Origin of the sequence: Roseiarcus sp. (assembly GCF_049514155.1) — a bacterium.
Lineage (GTDB): Bacteria > Pseudomonadota > Alphaproteobacteria > Rhizobiales > Beijerinckiaceae > Roseiarcus.
In genome coordinates this window covers 1-12664 of sequence record NZ_JBEKVH010000118.1, presented here as the reverse complement: position 1 = coordinate 12664, position 12664 = coordinate 1, and the positions used below count along the sequence as shown (strand labels likewise).

Below are 12664 nucleotides of genomic sequence, written 5' to 3'. Positions count from 1 at the left end.
CAGCACCAGCGCCATGACGAAGACGAGGATCGCGAACAGGAGCAACGTCAACGAGCCGACGAAGGGGACCTGAAACAGCAGTCGCGCCGCGCTGAGGATCACCACCACCTGCACCGCGCCGACGACGAAATAGGGCAGCACCTTGCCAAGCATGATCTCGGCGCCGTTGGTCGGCATCGCCAGTAAATTCTCCATCGTGCCGCGCTCGAGTTCGCGCGTCAGCGCGATCGAGGTCATCATCACCATCGTCATTTGCAGGATGACGCCGAGCAGGCCCGGCACGACGTTGAATCGCGAGACGCCAGCGGGATTGTAGCGGCGGTGGACGGTGATCGTTAGCCCGCCGGCCTCAGCTTCGGCCGCCTCCGCCTCGCGGCCCTGCGCGCGCAACAGCGCGCGCTGCGCCAAAGTGGCGAGCGAAGCGAGCGCGCCGCTCGCCGCCGCCGGATCGGTGGCGTCGGCGATGACGAGGACTTCCGGCTTGTCGCCGCGTTCGACTCGCGTTCCGAAGTCGCTCGGGATGACGACGACGAACGCGACGTCGCCGGACGCCACCATCCCCTCCGCCTCGGCCATCGTGTTCGGCCGCTCGACGAAACGGTAGTAGTTGCTGACCTCGAGCGCGGCGGCGATCGCCCGCGAATAGGGATCGCGCCCCATCGCCAGCAACGCCGCGTCGAGCTGCTTGGGATCGGTGTTGATCGCGTAGCCGAACAGGATCAGCAGCAGGACCGGAATGCCGAGCATCATCGCGAAGGTGACGCGGTCGCGCCGCATCTGGATGAATTCCTTGGCGAGGATCGCGCCGAGATTGAGCAGGGAGAAGGCGTTCATGACGGCTTGCGCTCTTCGTGCGCGACGCCGCCGTCGCCGGCCGCCATGAAGTGGATGAACACATCCTCGAGGCTGGTCTCCCCTGGGGCGACCGCAACGCCGTCCTCGCGCGCGAGCGGCGCCAGCGCGGCGGCGAGGCGGTCGCGATCGACGCCGGAGACGTGCAGCGTCGAACCGAACGCGGCGACCTGCTCGACGCCGTCGAGCGCCTCGATGCGCGCCATGAGGTCGGCCGCCGGCGGCGCGGTGACGACGAAGGTCGACAGGCCGGAGGCGCGCACGATCTCGGGCGCCGTGCCCGTGGCGAGCATCTTGCCGTAGGAGATATAGGCGATGCGATGGCAGCGCTCCGCCTCGTCCATGTAATGGGTCGAGACCAGCACGGTGAGCCCGCCGCCAATGAGGCGGTGGATCTCGTCCCAGAATTCGCGCCGCGCCTTGGGGTCGACGCCGGCGGTCGGCTCGTCGAGCAGCAGCAGCTTCGGCCGATGCATGATGCAGGCGGCGAGCGCGAGGCGTTGCTTCCAGCCGCCCGACAGCGTGCCGGCGGCCTGATGGCGGCGCGACGCCAGCCCAAGCTCGTCGAGCGTCCGCGCGACGACCTGGCGGCGGTCGGCGAGGTGGTAGAGCCGCGCGACGAAGAAAAGGTTCTCCTCGATCGTCAGGTCCTCGTAGAGCGAGAACTTCTGCGTCATGTAGCCGACTTCGCGCTTGATCCGCGCGCTGTCGCGCCGCACGTCGAAGCCGAGCACCGTTCCCTCGCCGGCGTCGGGCGTCAGCAGGCCGCAGATCAAGCGGATCGTCGTCGTCTTGCCGGAGCCGTTGGGGCCGAGAAAACCGACGATCTCGCCCGCCGCGACGCGCAGCGCGATGTGGTCGACGGCGACGATTCCGTTGAACGACTTGGCGAGGCCGGAAACGTCGATGACGTTCATGGCCGTCTCTGCGGCAGATCGACGTCGACGATCTGGCCGGGCTGCAGCCGCATCGCGACGTCGTGAGTCGGCCGCGCCTCGATCAGGTAGACGAGCGTCTGGCGCTGGTCGAGCGAGTAGATCACCGGCGGCGTGAATTCTGGTTCGCGCGCGATGTAGCTGACTGCGGCGGTCAGGCCCGGCGCGCAGCCGTCGCAGCGGACGGGAAGCTGTTCGCCCAGCGCCAGCGATGACAACGCCGCTTCCGGCGCGTAGAGCGTCAGCTTGAGCGCGCCGTCGGGCAACATCGACACCACCGGCGCGGTCGGGCCGGCGACTTCTCCGGGGTGGCGGATGATGTCGGAAATCTGCCCCGCCGCCGGAGCGGTCAGCGTGCGCTGGCCGAGCCGCCAGCGCGCCTGGTCGAGCGCGGCTTGCGCCTGCTTGACCCGGCTCTGGGCGGCGGCGATTTCGTCGTCGCGCGCCGGCAGCTTGGCGACGGCGAGATTGGCGGTCAGCTCTTTGACCCGCGACGAGGAGACGTCATAGGCGGTCTGCGCCCTATCGAGATCGGCCTGAGGCGCGAAGCCGCGCGCGTTGAGATCGCGCTCGCGGTCGAGCGAGCGCTGGTTGTCCGCGGTCTGCACCTTGGCGGCGTCGAGCGTCGCCTGGATGGCGGCGATCTCCTCCGGCCGGCGGCCGTAGAGGATGTTGGCGAGCTCCGCCTGGGCCTGGGCGAGCGCGCCTTCGGCGTTGCGCACGGCGATCTCGGCGTCGGTCGCCTCGACCGCGCCGATCGTCTCGCCGGCCTTCACCAGATCGCCGCGACGGACGTCGAGCGCAACGATGCGGGCGACCTCGATCGGCGCGATCTGCACGTACTCGCCTTCGACGTAGCCGACGACGGAAGTCGACGGCGGCGCGCAGGCGGATAGCCAGCTGGCGACGAAGCCGATCGAACACAGGGTTTCGAGGATCATGGCGCCCCTCCGCGCGCGGCGGCGAGCGCGGCGTCGAGATGGGCGACCAACGTCAGGCGGATCGCCTCGCCCTCACGCGGGCCGATATCGTTCCAGCCGAGCCGGCGCATCGCGACGCGGCGGCCGATGCGGAAGTAGAGAATCTGGCCGAGCATCGCCAAGGTGGCGAGCCGGGTCTCGACCGAATCGGCCGGGGCGCCGGTCGCCGCCGCCCAGACGACGCAGAATCGCTCGTGCATCGGCGCGAACGCTTCGGCGTAGAGGCGCTCGAACGCTTCGGTCGGCTCGAACATCTCGCGCACGACGAAGCGGGCGATTGCCTGCGCCTCCGGCCGCACGACCAGGAAACCGACGATCGCCTCGACGACGCGCGCCAGCAGGTCGCGCGACGCCGCCGGCGTCAGCGGCCCGGCCGCGGCCGCGGCGAGGGTCGGCCCGAGCGCGCCGCGGATCGTCTCAATGACGTGGTCGGCGCAGGCGAGCCTCAGGCCCTGCTTGCCGCCGAAGTGGTAGGCGATGCTGCCGAGATTGGCCCCCGCCGCGGCGGCGACGGCGCGGGTCGAGGCGGCCTCGAAGCCCTCCGCGCCAAAGAGGTCGAGCGCGGCATGGATCAGCGCCAAGCGTGTCGCCTCGCCACGGCCTTCGCCCTGAGCGGGCGTGGATTTTTGTTTTGCGGCCATGTCGGCCTCCGTTAATCAAACGATTGATTAACTCCAAATGCAGGCGATGGCAAGAGAGCGGCCCGCAAGGACCGGCGGCGCAGCCAAGCCAAGCGAAACGAAGCGAAAGGAAGCGAAAGGAAAGCGAAACGGGGCGCTTCGTTTTTGGCGGCGATCGTCGTCCGTCCGCAGCCGCGGCGAAGTCGACGATTGCGTCGTCTCTAGCCTTCTCAAACGCTTAGCCGTCCTTTCGTTTCGCCTCGGCGGAAACGCCGCGCGCCGAGGGCCAATCCCGCGAACCCGCGGGCCGAACACTGGCGGGCGCGGGCGCGGCGGGAAGCTCGACGTCGAAAAGACATTCTAGCCGATATTCGGATATCCAGAAAGGTTTTGTCGGCGCCCGCCGCTATCGTCGCGTTCGTGGAGATGACAGGCCGCGCGGTGCGGCGAGGAGCGCGCCGCACGGGCCCGGGAGCGTGACGGTCGACAGAATCTTATGGTCGGCGTCCGCTCCGAACGCGGGCTGTGCGAGGAAGTCCGCCTCAATCTGGCCGATCGTTGGTTTTGTCGATTGGGGCGCGACGGCGGCTGCGCCTCGGCGCTGCGCGTGGCTCACAAATACAAAGGCGCCTTTGCCGGGTGGATCGTGGCGATGAAGGCCAGCAAACCGGAACCTGCGGCCGCGGCGGGCCCGGCCAACAAACCGGCTCAAACATGTCGGGCGATCCTATCGACCGGCGTAAGCTTCCGCGAACAGCTCTACGTCAGAGCCTGAAGCCAGAACAGTCCGCAGTCAGGCCTTATCGAGAAGGCGTTCAAGTCTTCAAAGTTTGGCAAGCGCACCGACGCGATGATCCAAAACGGTCGCCAGCGAAAGCCGAGGACAACCCGCCAGCGGTCGCGAACCTCCGGTTCGCCGCGATGATAGGGACCGAGGCCGTCGCAAATCATCAGGGCCGGCGGTCAAAGCCCGCACGCAAAGGCCGGACATATGACCGCAGCCGACCAAGTCGATCAAAACCTCAGAATGTCTCCTGCCGATCGGGGCCGTCCACATATGACGGCGTGTGGGAGCGAATGTCCGCTGCGACATTTCGCTCGCCCAAAGCCGCCCATCCGCTTTCGGCCAGCTGCGAAAATTCAAACAAGCCCGCTATCCAGCCGGGCGGCGAACTTGCCCGGCGCCCTTCGCTGGGCTTATAGCCCGTCGCGAGCGAGGGGAACGTCCGGGGCATGGCCCAGCAGATCGATGAGCGCCCGCCGGACGAACGCCGTCATGACGACGCCGGACCGGCGCCAGCGGCCAGCCGCCTGACGCGCTGGGAGCGCGCGATCGCCGCGCGCCGGCCGCTGCTGCACCGGGTCGGCATCGCCCTCAGCCTGACGATCATCCTGTTCTCGGCGATCATCTTCATCCGCGTCCTCGTCCGCATCAACCTCGGCCAGTTCCAAGCCGCCTTCGCCGCCACCGGCGGCGACCAGATCGTGATGGCGTTCGGGCTCTCGGGCTTAAGCTACCTCGCGCTGACCGGCTACGACGCGCTGGCTTTGCGCCACCTGCGCGTCCGCGTGCCCTATCGCCTGACCGCGCTCGCCTCCTTCACCAGCTACGCCGTCTCCTTCACCCTCGGTTTCCCGCTGGTGACCGGCGGCGCGGTCCGCTACTGGATCTACGGCCCGGCCGGGCTTTCGCCGGGCAAGGTCGCGAGCCTGACCGTCGTCGCCGGCATCACCTTCTGGCTCGGCATGGGCTTCATTCTCGGCGTCGGCTTCGTGTTCGACGCGACGGCGATCGCCGGAATCAACCACTTTCACGCTTTGGCGAACCAGGCGATCGGCGTCGCCATCCTCGCCGCGCTCGCCGCCTATCTGGTCTGGGTCGCCCGCGTCCGCCGCACGCGCCGGCCGCTGGTGCTCAACTTCGTCCCGCCCGGCCCTCTGCTGACGCTCGGCCAGATGACTCTCGGCGTCATCGACGTCTGCAGCGCCGCCGGCGCGCTCTACGTCCTGCTGCCCAAGGGCCACGGGCTTGGCTTCCTGACCTTCAGCGCGCTCTATTCGTTCGCCGCCATGCTCGGCATCGCCAGCCACGCGCCGGGCGGGCTCGGCGTGTTCGAGGCGACGATGATCGACGGGGTCGGCGGGTCGAGCGAGCCCCTGCTCGCTTCGCTGTTGCTGTTTCGCGCCATTTATTACCTGGCGCCGTTCATCCTTGCGATGGCGCTGCTCGGCGCCTATGAAGCAGGGCGGCGCTGGCGCTCGCTACGCGAGGCGCTGGCGGCCTCGAGCCTCGACGAAGAGGTCTAAGCCGACGGGCCGTCCGCCGCCACCGGCCGATCGGGGGACGAACATGTCCGACGACGACAGGGTCCAGGCGTTCGCCGAGCAGCTCCATTCGTCGCTCGCCGAGCGGCTGGTCGGGGCGATGCCCGAGCCGGCGGTGGCGGTCGACGCCGAGGGCCGCGCGATCGTCGCCAACAAGCCGGCGTTCGCCCTGCTGCCGGGCTTGAAGCTCGGCGAGCCGCTGATCCTGGCGCTGCGCAGCCCGAACGTCATCGACGCGATGCGCCGCGTGCTGGCGACCGGCGAAACGGAGACGGCCCCGTGGAGCGAACGAGTGCCGATCGAGCGTCTGTTCGAGGTCTGCGTCGCGCCGCTCGAGGCCGCCTCCGGCGCCGTCGCGGCGGCCCTGCTGACGTTGCGCGACCTCACCGAGCAGCGGCGGCTCGAGCGCATGCGGGTCGACTTCATCGCCAACGCCAGCCACGAACTGCGCACCCCGCTCGCCTCGATGCTCGGATTCATCGAAACGCTGCAGGGTTCGGCGCACGGCGACGCCAAGGCGCGCGACAAGTTTCTCGTCATCATGCGCGAGCAGGGACGCCGCATGGCGCGGCTGATCGACGACCTGCTGTCGCTGTCGCGCATCGAGCAGAAGCAGCATGTGCGGCCGGAGGCGGCGGTCGACCTCGCCCAGCTGGCGCGCCACGTCGCCGACACGCTCGCGCCGCTCGCCCGCGAGATGGGGGTCGAGATCAAGATCGACGCCGATCGCCCCGTCACCGTCATCGGCGACCGCGACGAGCTGCTGCGGGTCGCCGAGAACCTGATCGAGAACGCGATCAAGTACGGCGCGCGCCAGGACGGCGCGAGCGCCGACCGGGTCGAGATCGCGGTGACGCGCACGGCGAGCGAGGGCTCGCTGGTGGTGCGCGACTTCGGCCGCGGCATCGCCCCTGAGCATCTGCCGCGGCTCACCGAACGCTTCTACCGCGTCGACCTCACCCAGAGCCGGGCCAAGAACGGCACCGGCCTCGGACTGGCGATCGTCAAACACATTCTCACCCGCCACCGCGGCCGGCTGACGATCGCCAGCGGGCTCGACCGCGGCTCGACCTTCACCGCGATCGTTCCGCTCCACAAATGATGACGATCGTTATTTGAAATCAATAACTTGCATTGTCATGCCTCTGTCGCGCAGACGTCATATAACGACGTTCAGCGGAGCCTATATCTGCGCGCCTCGGGACGGCGCCGGTGGCCGGAGCCGGCCGCGAGGCCGAAGAATCCAGATTGAGAGGCGTCTCTATGTTTATCCGCACCCTGATCAGCGCGACGATCGTCGCGGCGAGCGTGACCTGCGCTTCCGCCGGCGACATATCCGGCGCCGGCGCGACGTTCCCCTTTCCGATCTACGCCAAATGGGCCGACGCCTATAAGACGGCGACCGGCAACGGGCTGAACTATCAGTCGATCGGCTCCGGCGCCGGCATCAAGCAGATCAAGGCCAAGACCGTCACCTTCGGCGCCACCGACGCGCCGCTGGAGCCCAAGGACCTCGACGCCGCCGGCCTCGAGCAGTGGCCGATGGTGATGGGCGGCATTGTGCTGGTCGTCAATCTCGACGGAATCAAGTCGGGCGATCTCGTCATCGACGGCCCGACGCTCGCCAAGATCTATCTCGGCGCGATCACCAATTGGAACGATCCGGCGATCAAGGTTCTCAACGCCAAGGTCGCCCTTCCCGATCTCGCGATCGCCGTCATTCACCGCGCCGACGGCTCGGGCACGACCTTCAACTTCACCAACTATCTCGACAAGGTTTCGCCCGACTGGCAGTCGAAGGTTGGCGAGTCGACCTCGGTCGAATGGCCGGTGGGCATCGGCGCCAAGGGCAACGACGGCGTCGCCAACAACGTCGCCGGCACCAAGGGCGCGATCGGCTATGTCGAATACGCCTACGCCAAGCAGAACAAGCTGACCTACGCCGGCATGGTCAACAAGGACGGCAAGACGGTCGAGCCGACGATCGAAGCCTTCCAGGCCGCCGCCGCCAACGCCGATTGGGCCAAGGCGCCCGGCTTCTACCTGATCCTTTCGAACCAGCCGGGCGCGGATTCCTGGCCGATGACCGCCGCGACCTTCATCCTGATGTACAAGAAGCCGGTCGACGTCACGCAGTCGAACGAGGCCTTGAAGTTCTTTGAATACTGCTACGACAAGGGCGCCGACCAAGCCAAGGCGCTCGACTACATCCCGATGCCCGACAGCGTCGTCGCCATGGTCAAAAAGGCCTGGACCGCGGACATCGCACAGAAGTGAAGCGGGTGCGCACGGAGTCGGCGGCCCCGGCCGCCGACTCGCTTTCGCCGATCGGCGGAACAACCAAGCCATCTATCGATAAGCCATCTATCCATTTGATTCAGCAGGACCGGCAATGACGGCGTCGGCGTTAGAGGCGACAGAGAACTCCCAAATTCTGCCCACGGACCGCTCGCGCGCCCTGGGACGGCTGAAGTTCGCCGACAGCGGCTTCCGCCTCATGACCGTGGCCTCGGCGCTGCTGGTGCTCGCCCTGCTGCTTGGCGTGGCGGTGTCGCTGTTCATCGGCGCTTGGCCGGCGTTTCAGCACTTCGGTCTGGATTTCTTCGTCAGCGACGCCTGGAGCCCGCCCAAGGAGCGTTTCGGCGCGGCCGCGGCGATTTACGGCACCCTCGTCACCTCAATTATCGCCATGGTGATCGGCGTTCCCGTCGGCCTCGGCATCGCCGTGTTCCTGACCGAGCTCTGCCCGCCGATTCTGCGACGTCCGATCGGCATCGCCATCGAGTTGCTCGCGGGCATCCCCTCCATCATCTACGGCATCTGGGGCGTTTATTACCTCAAGCCAGTGATGCAGGCTTACATTCAGCCCTTCATCATCGCCACCTTCGGCAGGATCCCCGGCCTCGGCTACCTGTTCGCGGGGCCGCCGCTCGGCTATGGCGTGCTCACCGCCGGGCTGGTGCTCGCTGTCATGATCCTGCCGTTCGTCACCGCGATCTCGCGCGACGTCTTCGACACGGTCCCGGTCGTCCTCAAGGAGGCGGCCTACGGCGTCGGCGCGACGACGTTCGAAGTCGTCGGCAATATCGTCATCCCCTATACGCGGGTCGGCGTCGTCGGCGGCGTCATGTTGGCGCTCGGCCGCGCGCTCGGCGAGACGATGGCGGTGACCTTCGTCATCGGCAACGCGACCAAGATTTCGACCTCCATTCTGGCGCAGGGCACGACGATTTCGGCGATGATCGCCAATCAGTTCGCCGACGCCGATCCGGGATTGTTCACCTCCTCGCTGCTCGCGCTCGGCTTCATTCTTTTCATCATCACCTTCATCGTCCTGGCGCTGGCGCGCTGGATGCTTTCGGCCCTCGAAGTGAAGGCGGGACGCTGATGGCCGATCTCTATCCCGGACGAAAACGCCGCAACGTCGTATGGACGGGGCTCGCCTACGCTGCGACGGCTTTTGGCCTGAGCTGGCTCGTTCTCATCCTCGGCTCCCTGTTCTGGAACGGCTTCAGCGGGCTGTCGCTCGACGTGTTTACGAAGATGACCGCGCCGCCCGGGGTCGCCGGCGGCCTCTTGAACTCGATCGTCGGCAGCCTGATCCAGACGGCGATCGGGCTGGTGATCGCCGCGCCGCTGGGCATTCTGGCGGGCACCTATCTCGCCGAATACGGCCGCTACGCGCGCATCGCCTACGTCGTTCGCTTCATCAACGACATTCTGCTCAGCGCCCCGTCGATCGTGGTCGGCTTGTTCATCTACCAGTTTTGCGTCGTGCCCTTCGGGCATTTCTCCGGATACGCGGGCGGCATCGCGCTGGCGGTCATCGCGACCCCGATCATCGTCCGCACCACCGAGGACATGCTCAATCTCGTGCCCAACACCCTGCGCGAGGCGGCCTCGGCGCTCGGAATGCCGCGCTCGCTCGTCATCCGCCAAGTCGCCTATCGGGCGGTGCGCAGCGGCATCCTGACTGGCATTCTGCTCGCGATCGCCCGCATGACCGGCGAGACGGCGCCCCTGATCTTCACCGCGCTGGGCAATTCGCTGTTCACCGCCAATCCGAGCGGACCGATGTCGAGCCTGCCGCTGATCATCTACGAATTCGCCCGCAGTCCGTACGCCGAACAGCAGAAGCTCGCCTGGACGGGCGCGCTGATCGTGACGCTTGCGGTGCTGACCCTCAGCATCGTCGCCCGCGTCCTGTCCGCCTCGCGCGCCGAGGGGGGAAATTGAAACCAGTCGGCCCAAAGAAGAGCAACGCGCATGAGTGACGCCAAATTGCACAGCCCGAGCCCAACCCCCGCCGCCGCGGGGACGACGGACAAGGTTGTCATTCGCGGCTTGGACTTCTTCTATGGCGAGTCGAAGGCGCTCAAGGCCGTCACGCTCTCGCTGCCCGTCGGCAGGGTGACGGCGTTCATCGGCCCCTCGGGCTGCGGCAAGTCTACGCTGCTGCGCGTGCTCAACCGGATGTACGACCTCTACCCGAATCAGCACGCGGAGGGCGAGGTTCTGCTCGACGGCGAGAACATTCTCGCGCCGGGCCTCGATCTCAATCTGCTGCGCTCGCGGGTCGGCATGGTGTTCCAGAAGCCGACGCCGTTTCCGATGTCGATCTACGACAACATCGCCTTCGGCATGCGGCTCTACGAGAGGCTGCCAAAGTCGGAGTTGGACGGCAGGGTCGAGTCGGCGCTGAAACGTTCGGCCTTGTGGACCGAGGTGAAAGACAAGCTCAACGCCAGCGGCCTCAGCCTCTCGGGCGGCCAGCAGCAGCGCCTGTGCATAGCCCGCACCGTCGCCATCAGCCCTGAGGTGATCCTGTTCGACGAGCCGTGCTCGGCGCTCGATCCGATTTCGACCGCCAAGGTCGAGGAGCTGATCGATGAATTGTCGGAGGACTATACGATTGCGATCGTGACCCACAACATGCAACAGGCGGCGCGCGTGTCGCAGTTCACGGCGTTCATGTATCTCGGCGAAATGGTCGAATACGGCGAAACAAGCCAGGTCTTCACGTCGCCGCACGACAAACGCACCCAGGATTACATCACCGGCCGGTTCGGTTGAAGGAGTAGGCGCCGTGGTCGATCACATCGTCCGATCGTACGACAAGGATCTCGACGCCCTCGAGCGGCGGATCGCCGAAATGGGCGGCATCGCCGAGAAGATGGTGATCGATGCGATGGACGCGCTGAGCCAGGCCGACACGGCGCTGGCCAACCAGGTCGTCGCCACCGACTCGCGCCTCGACGCGCTGCAGCGCGAGATCGAGGAGCAGGCGATTCTCACCATCGCCCGACGCCAGCCGATGGCGGTCGATCTGCGCGAGATCGTCGGCGCGATCCGCGTCGCCGGCGACCTCGAGCGGGTCGGCGACCTGGCCAAGAACATCGCCAAACGGTCGCTGAAGATCGGCATCGAAGCGCGGGTGCCGCGCGCGATCGTCGGCCTGCGCCACATGAACGACGTCGCCACCGAGCTGATGAAGGACGTGCTCGACGCCTACGCCCAGCGCGACACCGCGCGCGCGCGGGCGGTGTGGGAGCGCGACGCCGAGATCGATGCGCTCGAGGATTCGGTGTTTCGCGACCTCCTCACCCACATGATGGAAGACCCGCGCAACATCTCGTTCTGCGCCCACCTGCTGTTCTGCTCGAAGAACGTCGAGCGGATCGGCGACCACGCCACCAACATCGCCGAGACGGTGTTCTACCTCGTCACCGGCGCGACGTTGCCCGGCGAGCGTCCCAAGGGTCCGCACGATTACGATAGCCACCCGATCGGAACCCAGGCCCCATGAACGAAGCCCGTCGAGAGCCATCCCGCGCCGTCGCCGCCGCGCCGCGCATCCTCGTCGTCGAGGACGAGTCCGATCTCGCGCTGCTGCTCACCTACAACCTCGAGGCCGAAGGCTATATCGCCGAGGCGGTCGAACGCGGCGACGAAGCCGAGCTGCGGCTGGTCGAGTCGCCGCCCGACCTCGTCATCCTCGACTGGATGCTGCCGGGCGTGTCGGGCCTCGAAATCTGCCGCCGGCTGCGCGCGCGCGAGACGACCAAGACCCTGCCGGTCATCATGCTCACCGCGCGCGGCGAGGAGGTCGAGCGGGTGCGCGGGCTTTCGGTCGGCGCCGACGATTACGTCGTCAAGCCGTTCTCGCTGCCGGAACTGATGGCGCGGGTGCGGGCGCTGCTCAGGCGCAGCCGGCCGGAGCGGATCGCCGAGAAGCTCACCGCCGGCGATCTCGACCTCGATCGCGAAACCCGCCGCGTGCGCCGCGGCGCGCGCGACATTCACCTTGGCCCGACCGAGTTCCGGCTGCTGGAGTATCTGCTCGAACGGCCTGGACGGGTGTTCTCGCGCGCCCAGTTGCTCGACGGCGTGTGGGGCCAGTCGGTCGAGATCGACGAGCGCACCGTCGACGTCCACGTCGGCCGGCTGCGCAAGGCGCTGTCGCGCGGGCGCGAGCGCGACCCGATCCGCACCGTGCGCGGCACCGGCTATTCGTTCGACGAAACCTACGGCAAGGTCTGAAGGCGCTTCAGCGCAGCAGCGCGCGCCGTTCGCGCTCGCGGCGCCGGTCCTGGACCGGCTGGTAGGCGAGCTTGCCGTGATGGGTGCAATAGGGTCCGCTCGCCGCCGGCGAGCCGCAATAGCGGAATTCGGACGATGTCGGATCGCCGAGCGGCCAACGGCACATCGCCTCTTTCAGATCGATGATCGTCACCCTGAGCGACATCGGGACGACGACGTCGTCCTCCTGGTACACCGGCCGTGTGTCGAGCGTCGGCTCGGCGGCGAGCGCCAGCGCGGTCGCGCCGCGCACCGCCGTGCGGGCGCTGCTCGAGGCGGGACGCGGCGGCATGCGCGGCGCTGAGGCGGCGCGCGGCGCCGCCGCCGAGCTCGGCGCCTTGGCGCGGCCGGCGAGGCCGAGGCGGTGGACCTT

Annotated in this window: 14 protein-coding genes; 9 read left to right on the top strand and 5 right to left on the bottom strand. The window is 67.6% G+C overall.

From position 1 onward, the window contains the following. The 4 genes from ABSF49_RS15585 to ABSF49_RS15570 all read right to left on the bottom strand — a co-directional run. On the bottom strand, positions 1 to 834 hold an 834-nt coding region (locus ABSF49_RS15585), incomplete at its 3' end, for an ABC transporter permease (protein WP_424113569.1). Continuing rightward, positions 831 to 1769 carry an ABC transporter ATP-binding protein gene (locus ABSF49_RS15580; protein ID WP_424113568.1) on the bottom strand — a complete coding sequence of 313 codons (939 nt, stop codon included), beginning with the start codon at positions 1767 to 1769 and terminating at the stop codon, positions 831 to 833. The genes ABSF49_RS15580 and ABSF49_RS15585, both read right to left, overlap by 4 nt. Then, positions 1766 to 2728, bottom strand: coding sequence for an HlyD family secretion protein (locus ABSF49_RS15575; RefSeq protein WP_424113567.1), 963 nt, complete (start codon positions 2726 to 2728; stop codon positions 1766 to 1768). The genes ABSF49_RS15580 and ABSF49_RS15575 overlap by 4 nt, the downstream gene beginning before the upstream one ends. Next, positions 2725 to 3408: a CerR family C-terminal domain-containing protein gene (locus ABSF49_RS15570; protein WP_424113566.1), complete on the bottom strand. Its 684-nt coding sequence runs from the start codon at positions 3406 to 3408 to the stop codon at positions 2725 to 2727. The genes ABSF49_RS15575 and ABSF49_RS15570 overlap by 4 nt, the downstream gene beginning before the upstream one ends. Before the next feature lie 475 nt (positions 3409 to 3883). Here ABSF49_RS15570 and ABSF49_RS15565 point away from each other — a divergent pair, with 475 nt between their 5' ends. The 9 genes from ABSF49_RS15565 (at position 3884) to phoB (ending at position 12252) form a co-directional block, all read left to right on the top strand. Then, positions 3884 to 4162, top strand: a complete 279-nt coding sequence (locus ABSF49_RS15565; protein ID WP_424113570.1) for a hypothetical protein — start codon at positions 3884 to 3886, stop codon at positions 4160 to 4162. Between the two features lie 458 nt (positions 4163 to 4620). Next, positions 4621 to 5694, top strand: a complete 1074-nt coding sequence (locus ABSF49_RS15560; RefSeq protein WP_424113565.1) for a lysylphosphatidylglycerol synthase domain-containing protein — start codon at positions 4621 to 4623, stop codon at positions 5692 to 5694. 43 nt (positions 5695 to 5737) lie between these two features. Continuing rightward, positions 5738 to 6814: an ATP-binding protein gene (locus tag ABSF49_RS15555; protein ID WP_424113564.1), complete on the top strand. Its 1077-nt coding sequence runs from the start codon at positions 5738 to 5740 to the stop codon at positions 6812 to 6814. Positions 6815 to 6975: 161 nt separating this feature from the next. Then, positions 6976 to 7989, top strand: a complete 1014-nt coding sequence (gene pstS, locus ABSF49_RS15550; protein WP_424113563.1) for a phosphate ABC transporter substrate-binding protein PstS — start codon at positions 6976 to 6978, stop codon at positions 7987 to 7989. A gap of 115 nt (positions 7990 to 8104) precedes the next feature. Continuing rightward, on the top strand, positions 8105 to 9100 hold the full coding sequence (gene pstC / locus ABSF49_RS15545) for a phosphate ABC transporter permease subunit PstC (RefSeq protein ID WP_424113562.1): 996 nt from the start codon (positions 8105 to 8107) through the stop codon (positions 9098 to 9100). Next, positions 9100 to 9948, top strand: coding sequence for a phosphate ABC transporter permease PstA (pstA, locus tag ABSF49_RS15540; protein WP_424113561.1), 849 nt, complete (start codon positions 9100 to 9102; stop codon positions 9946 to 9948). Before pstC ends, pstA begins: the two co-directional genes overlap by 1 nt. Positions 9949 to 9978: 30 nt before the next feature. Beyond that, the gene (gene pstB, locus ABSF49_RS15535; RefSeq protein WP_424113560.1) at positions 9979 to 10785 is read left to right on the top strand and encodes a phosphate ABC transporter ATP-binding protein PstB; all 807 of its coding nucleotides are present in this window, start codon (positions 9979 to 9981) and stop codon (positions 10783 to 10785) included. A 13-nt stretch (positions 10786 to 10798) separates the two neighbouring features. Next, positions 10799 to 11518 carry a phosphate signaling complex protein PhoU gene (gene phoU, locus ABSF49_RS15530; protein ID WP_424113559.1) on the top strand — a complete coding sequence of 240 codons (720 nt, stop codon included), beginning with the start codon at positions 10799 to 10801 and terminating at the stop codon, positions 11516 to 11518. Then, positions 11515 to 12252 carry a phosphate regulon transcriptional regulator PhoB gene (gene phoB, locus ABSF49_RS15525; protein ID WP_424113558.1) on the top strand — a complete coding sequence of 246 codons (738 nt, stop codon included), beginning with the start codon at positions 11515 to 11517 and terminating at the stop codon, positions 12250 to 12252. The genes phoU and phoB overlap by 4 nt, the downstream gene beginning before the upstream one ends. Positions 12253 to 12259: 7 nt before the next feature. Here phoB and ABSF49_RS15520 read toward each other — a convergent pair. Then, on the bottom strand, positions 12260 to 12664 hold a 405-nt coding region (locus ABSF49_RS15520), incomplete at its 5' end, for a GcrA family cell cycle regulator (protein ID WP_424113557.1).

What these genes read in the sequence shown, in the direction of transcription:
- ABSF49_RS15580 (WP_424113568.1), bottom strand. Translation starts at nt 1,769, where the DNA reads ATGAACGTCATCGACGTTTCCGGCCTCGCCAAGTCGTTCAACGGAATC.
- ABSF49_RS15575 (WP_424113567.1), bottom strand. Translation starts at nt 2,728, where the DNA reads ATGATCCTCGAAACCCTGTGTTCGATCGGCTTCGTCGCCAGCTGGCTA.
- ABSF49_RS15570 (WP_424113566.1), bottom strand. Translation starts at nt 3,408, where the DNA reads ATGGCCGCAAAACAAAAATCCACGCCCGCTCAGGGCGAAGGCCGTGGC.
- ABSF49_RS15565 (WP_424113570.1), top strand. Translation starts at nt 3,884, where the DNA reads ATGGTCGGCGTCCGCTCCGAACGCGGGCTGTGCGAGGAAGTCCGCCTC.
- ABSF49_RS15560 (WP_424113565.1), top strand. Translation starts at nt 4,621, where the DNA reads ATGGCCCAGCAGATCGATGAGCGCCCGCCGGACGAACGCCGTCATGAC.
- ABSF49_RS15555 (WP_424113564.1), top strand. Translation starts at nt 5,738, where the DNA reads ATGTCCGACGACGACAGGGTCCAGGCGTTCGCCGAGCAGCTCCATTCG.
- pstS (WP_424113563.1), top strand. Translation starts at nt 6,976, where the DNA reads ATGTTTATCCGCACCCTGATCAGCGCGACGATCGTCGCGGCGAGCGTG.
- pstC (WP_424113562.1), top strand. Translation starts at nt 8,105, where the DNA reads ATGACGGCGTCGGCGTTAGAGGCGACAGAGAACTCCCAAATTCTGCCC.
- pstA (WP_424113561.1), top strand. Translation starts at nt 9,100, where the DNA reads ATGGCCGATCTCTATCCCGGACGAAAACGCCGCAACGTCGTATGGACG.
- pstB (WP_424113560.1), top strand. Translation starts at nt 9,979, where the DNA reads ATGAGTGACGCCAAATTGCACAGCCCGAGCCCAACCCCCGCCGCCGCG.
- phoB (WP_424113558.1), top strand. Translation starts at nt 11,515, where the DNA reads ATGAACGAAGCCCGTCGAGAGCCATCCCGCGCCGTCGCCGCCGCGCCG.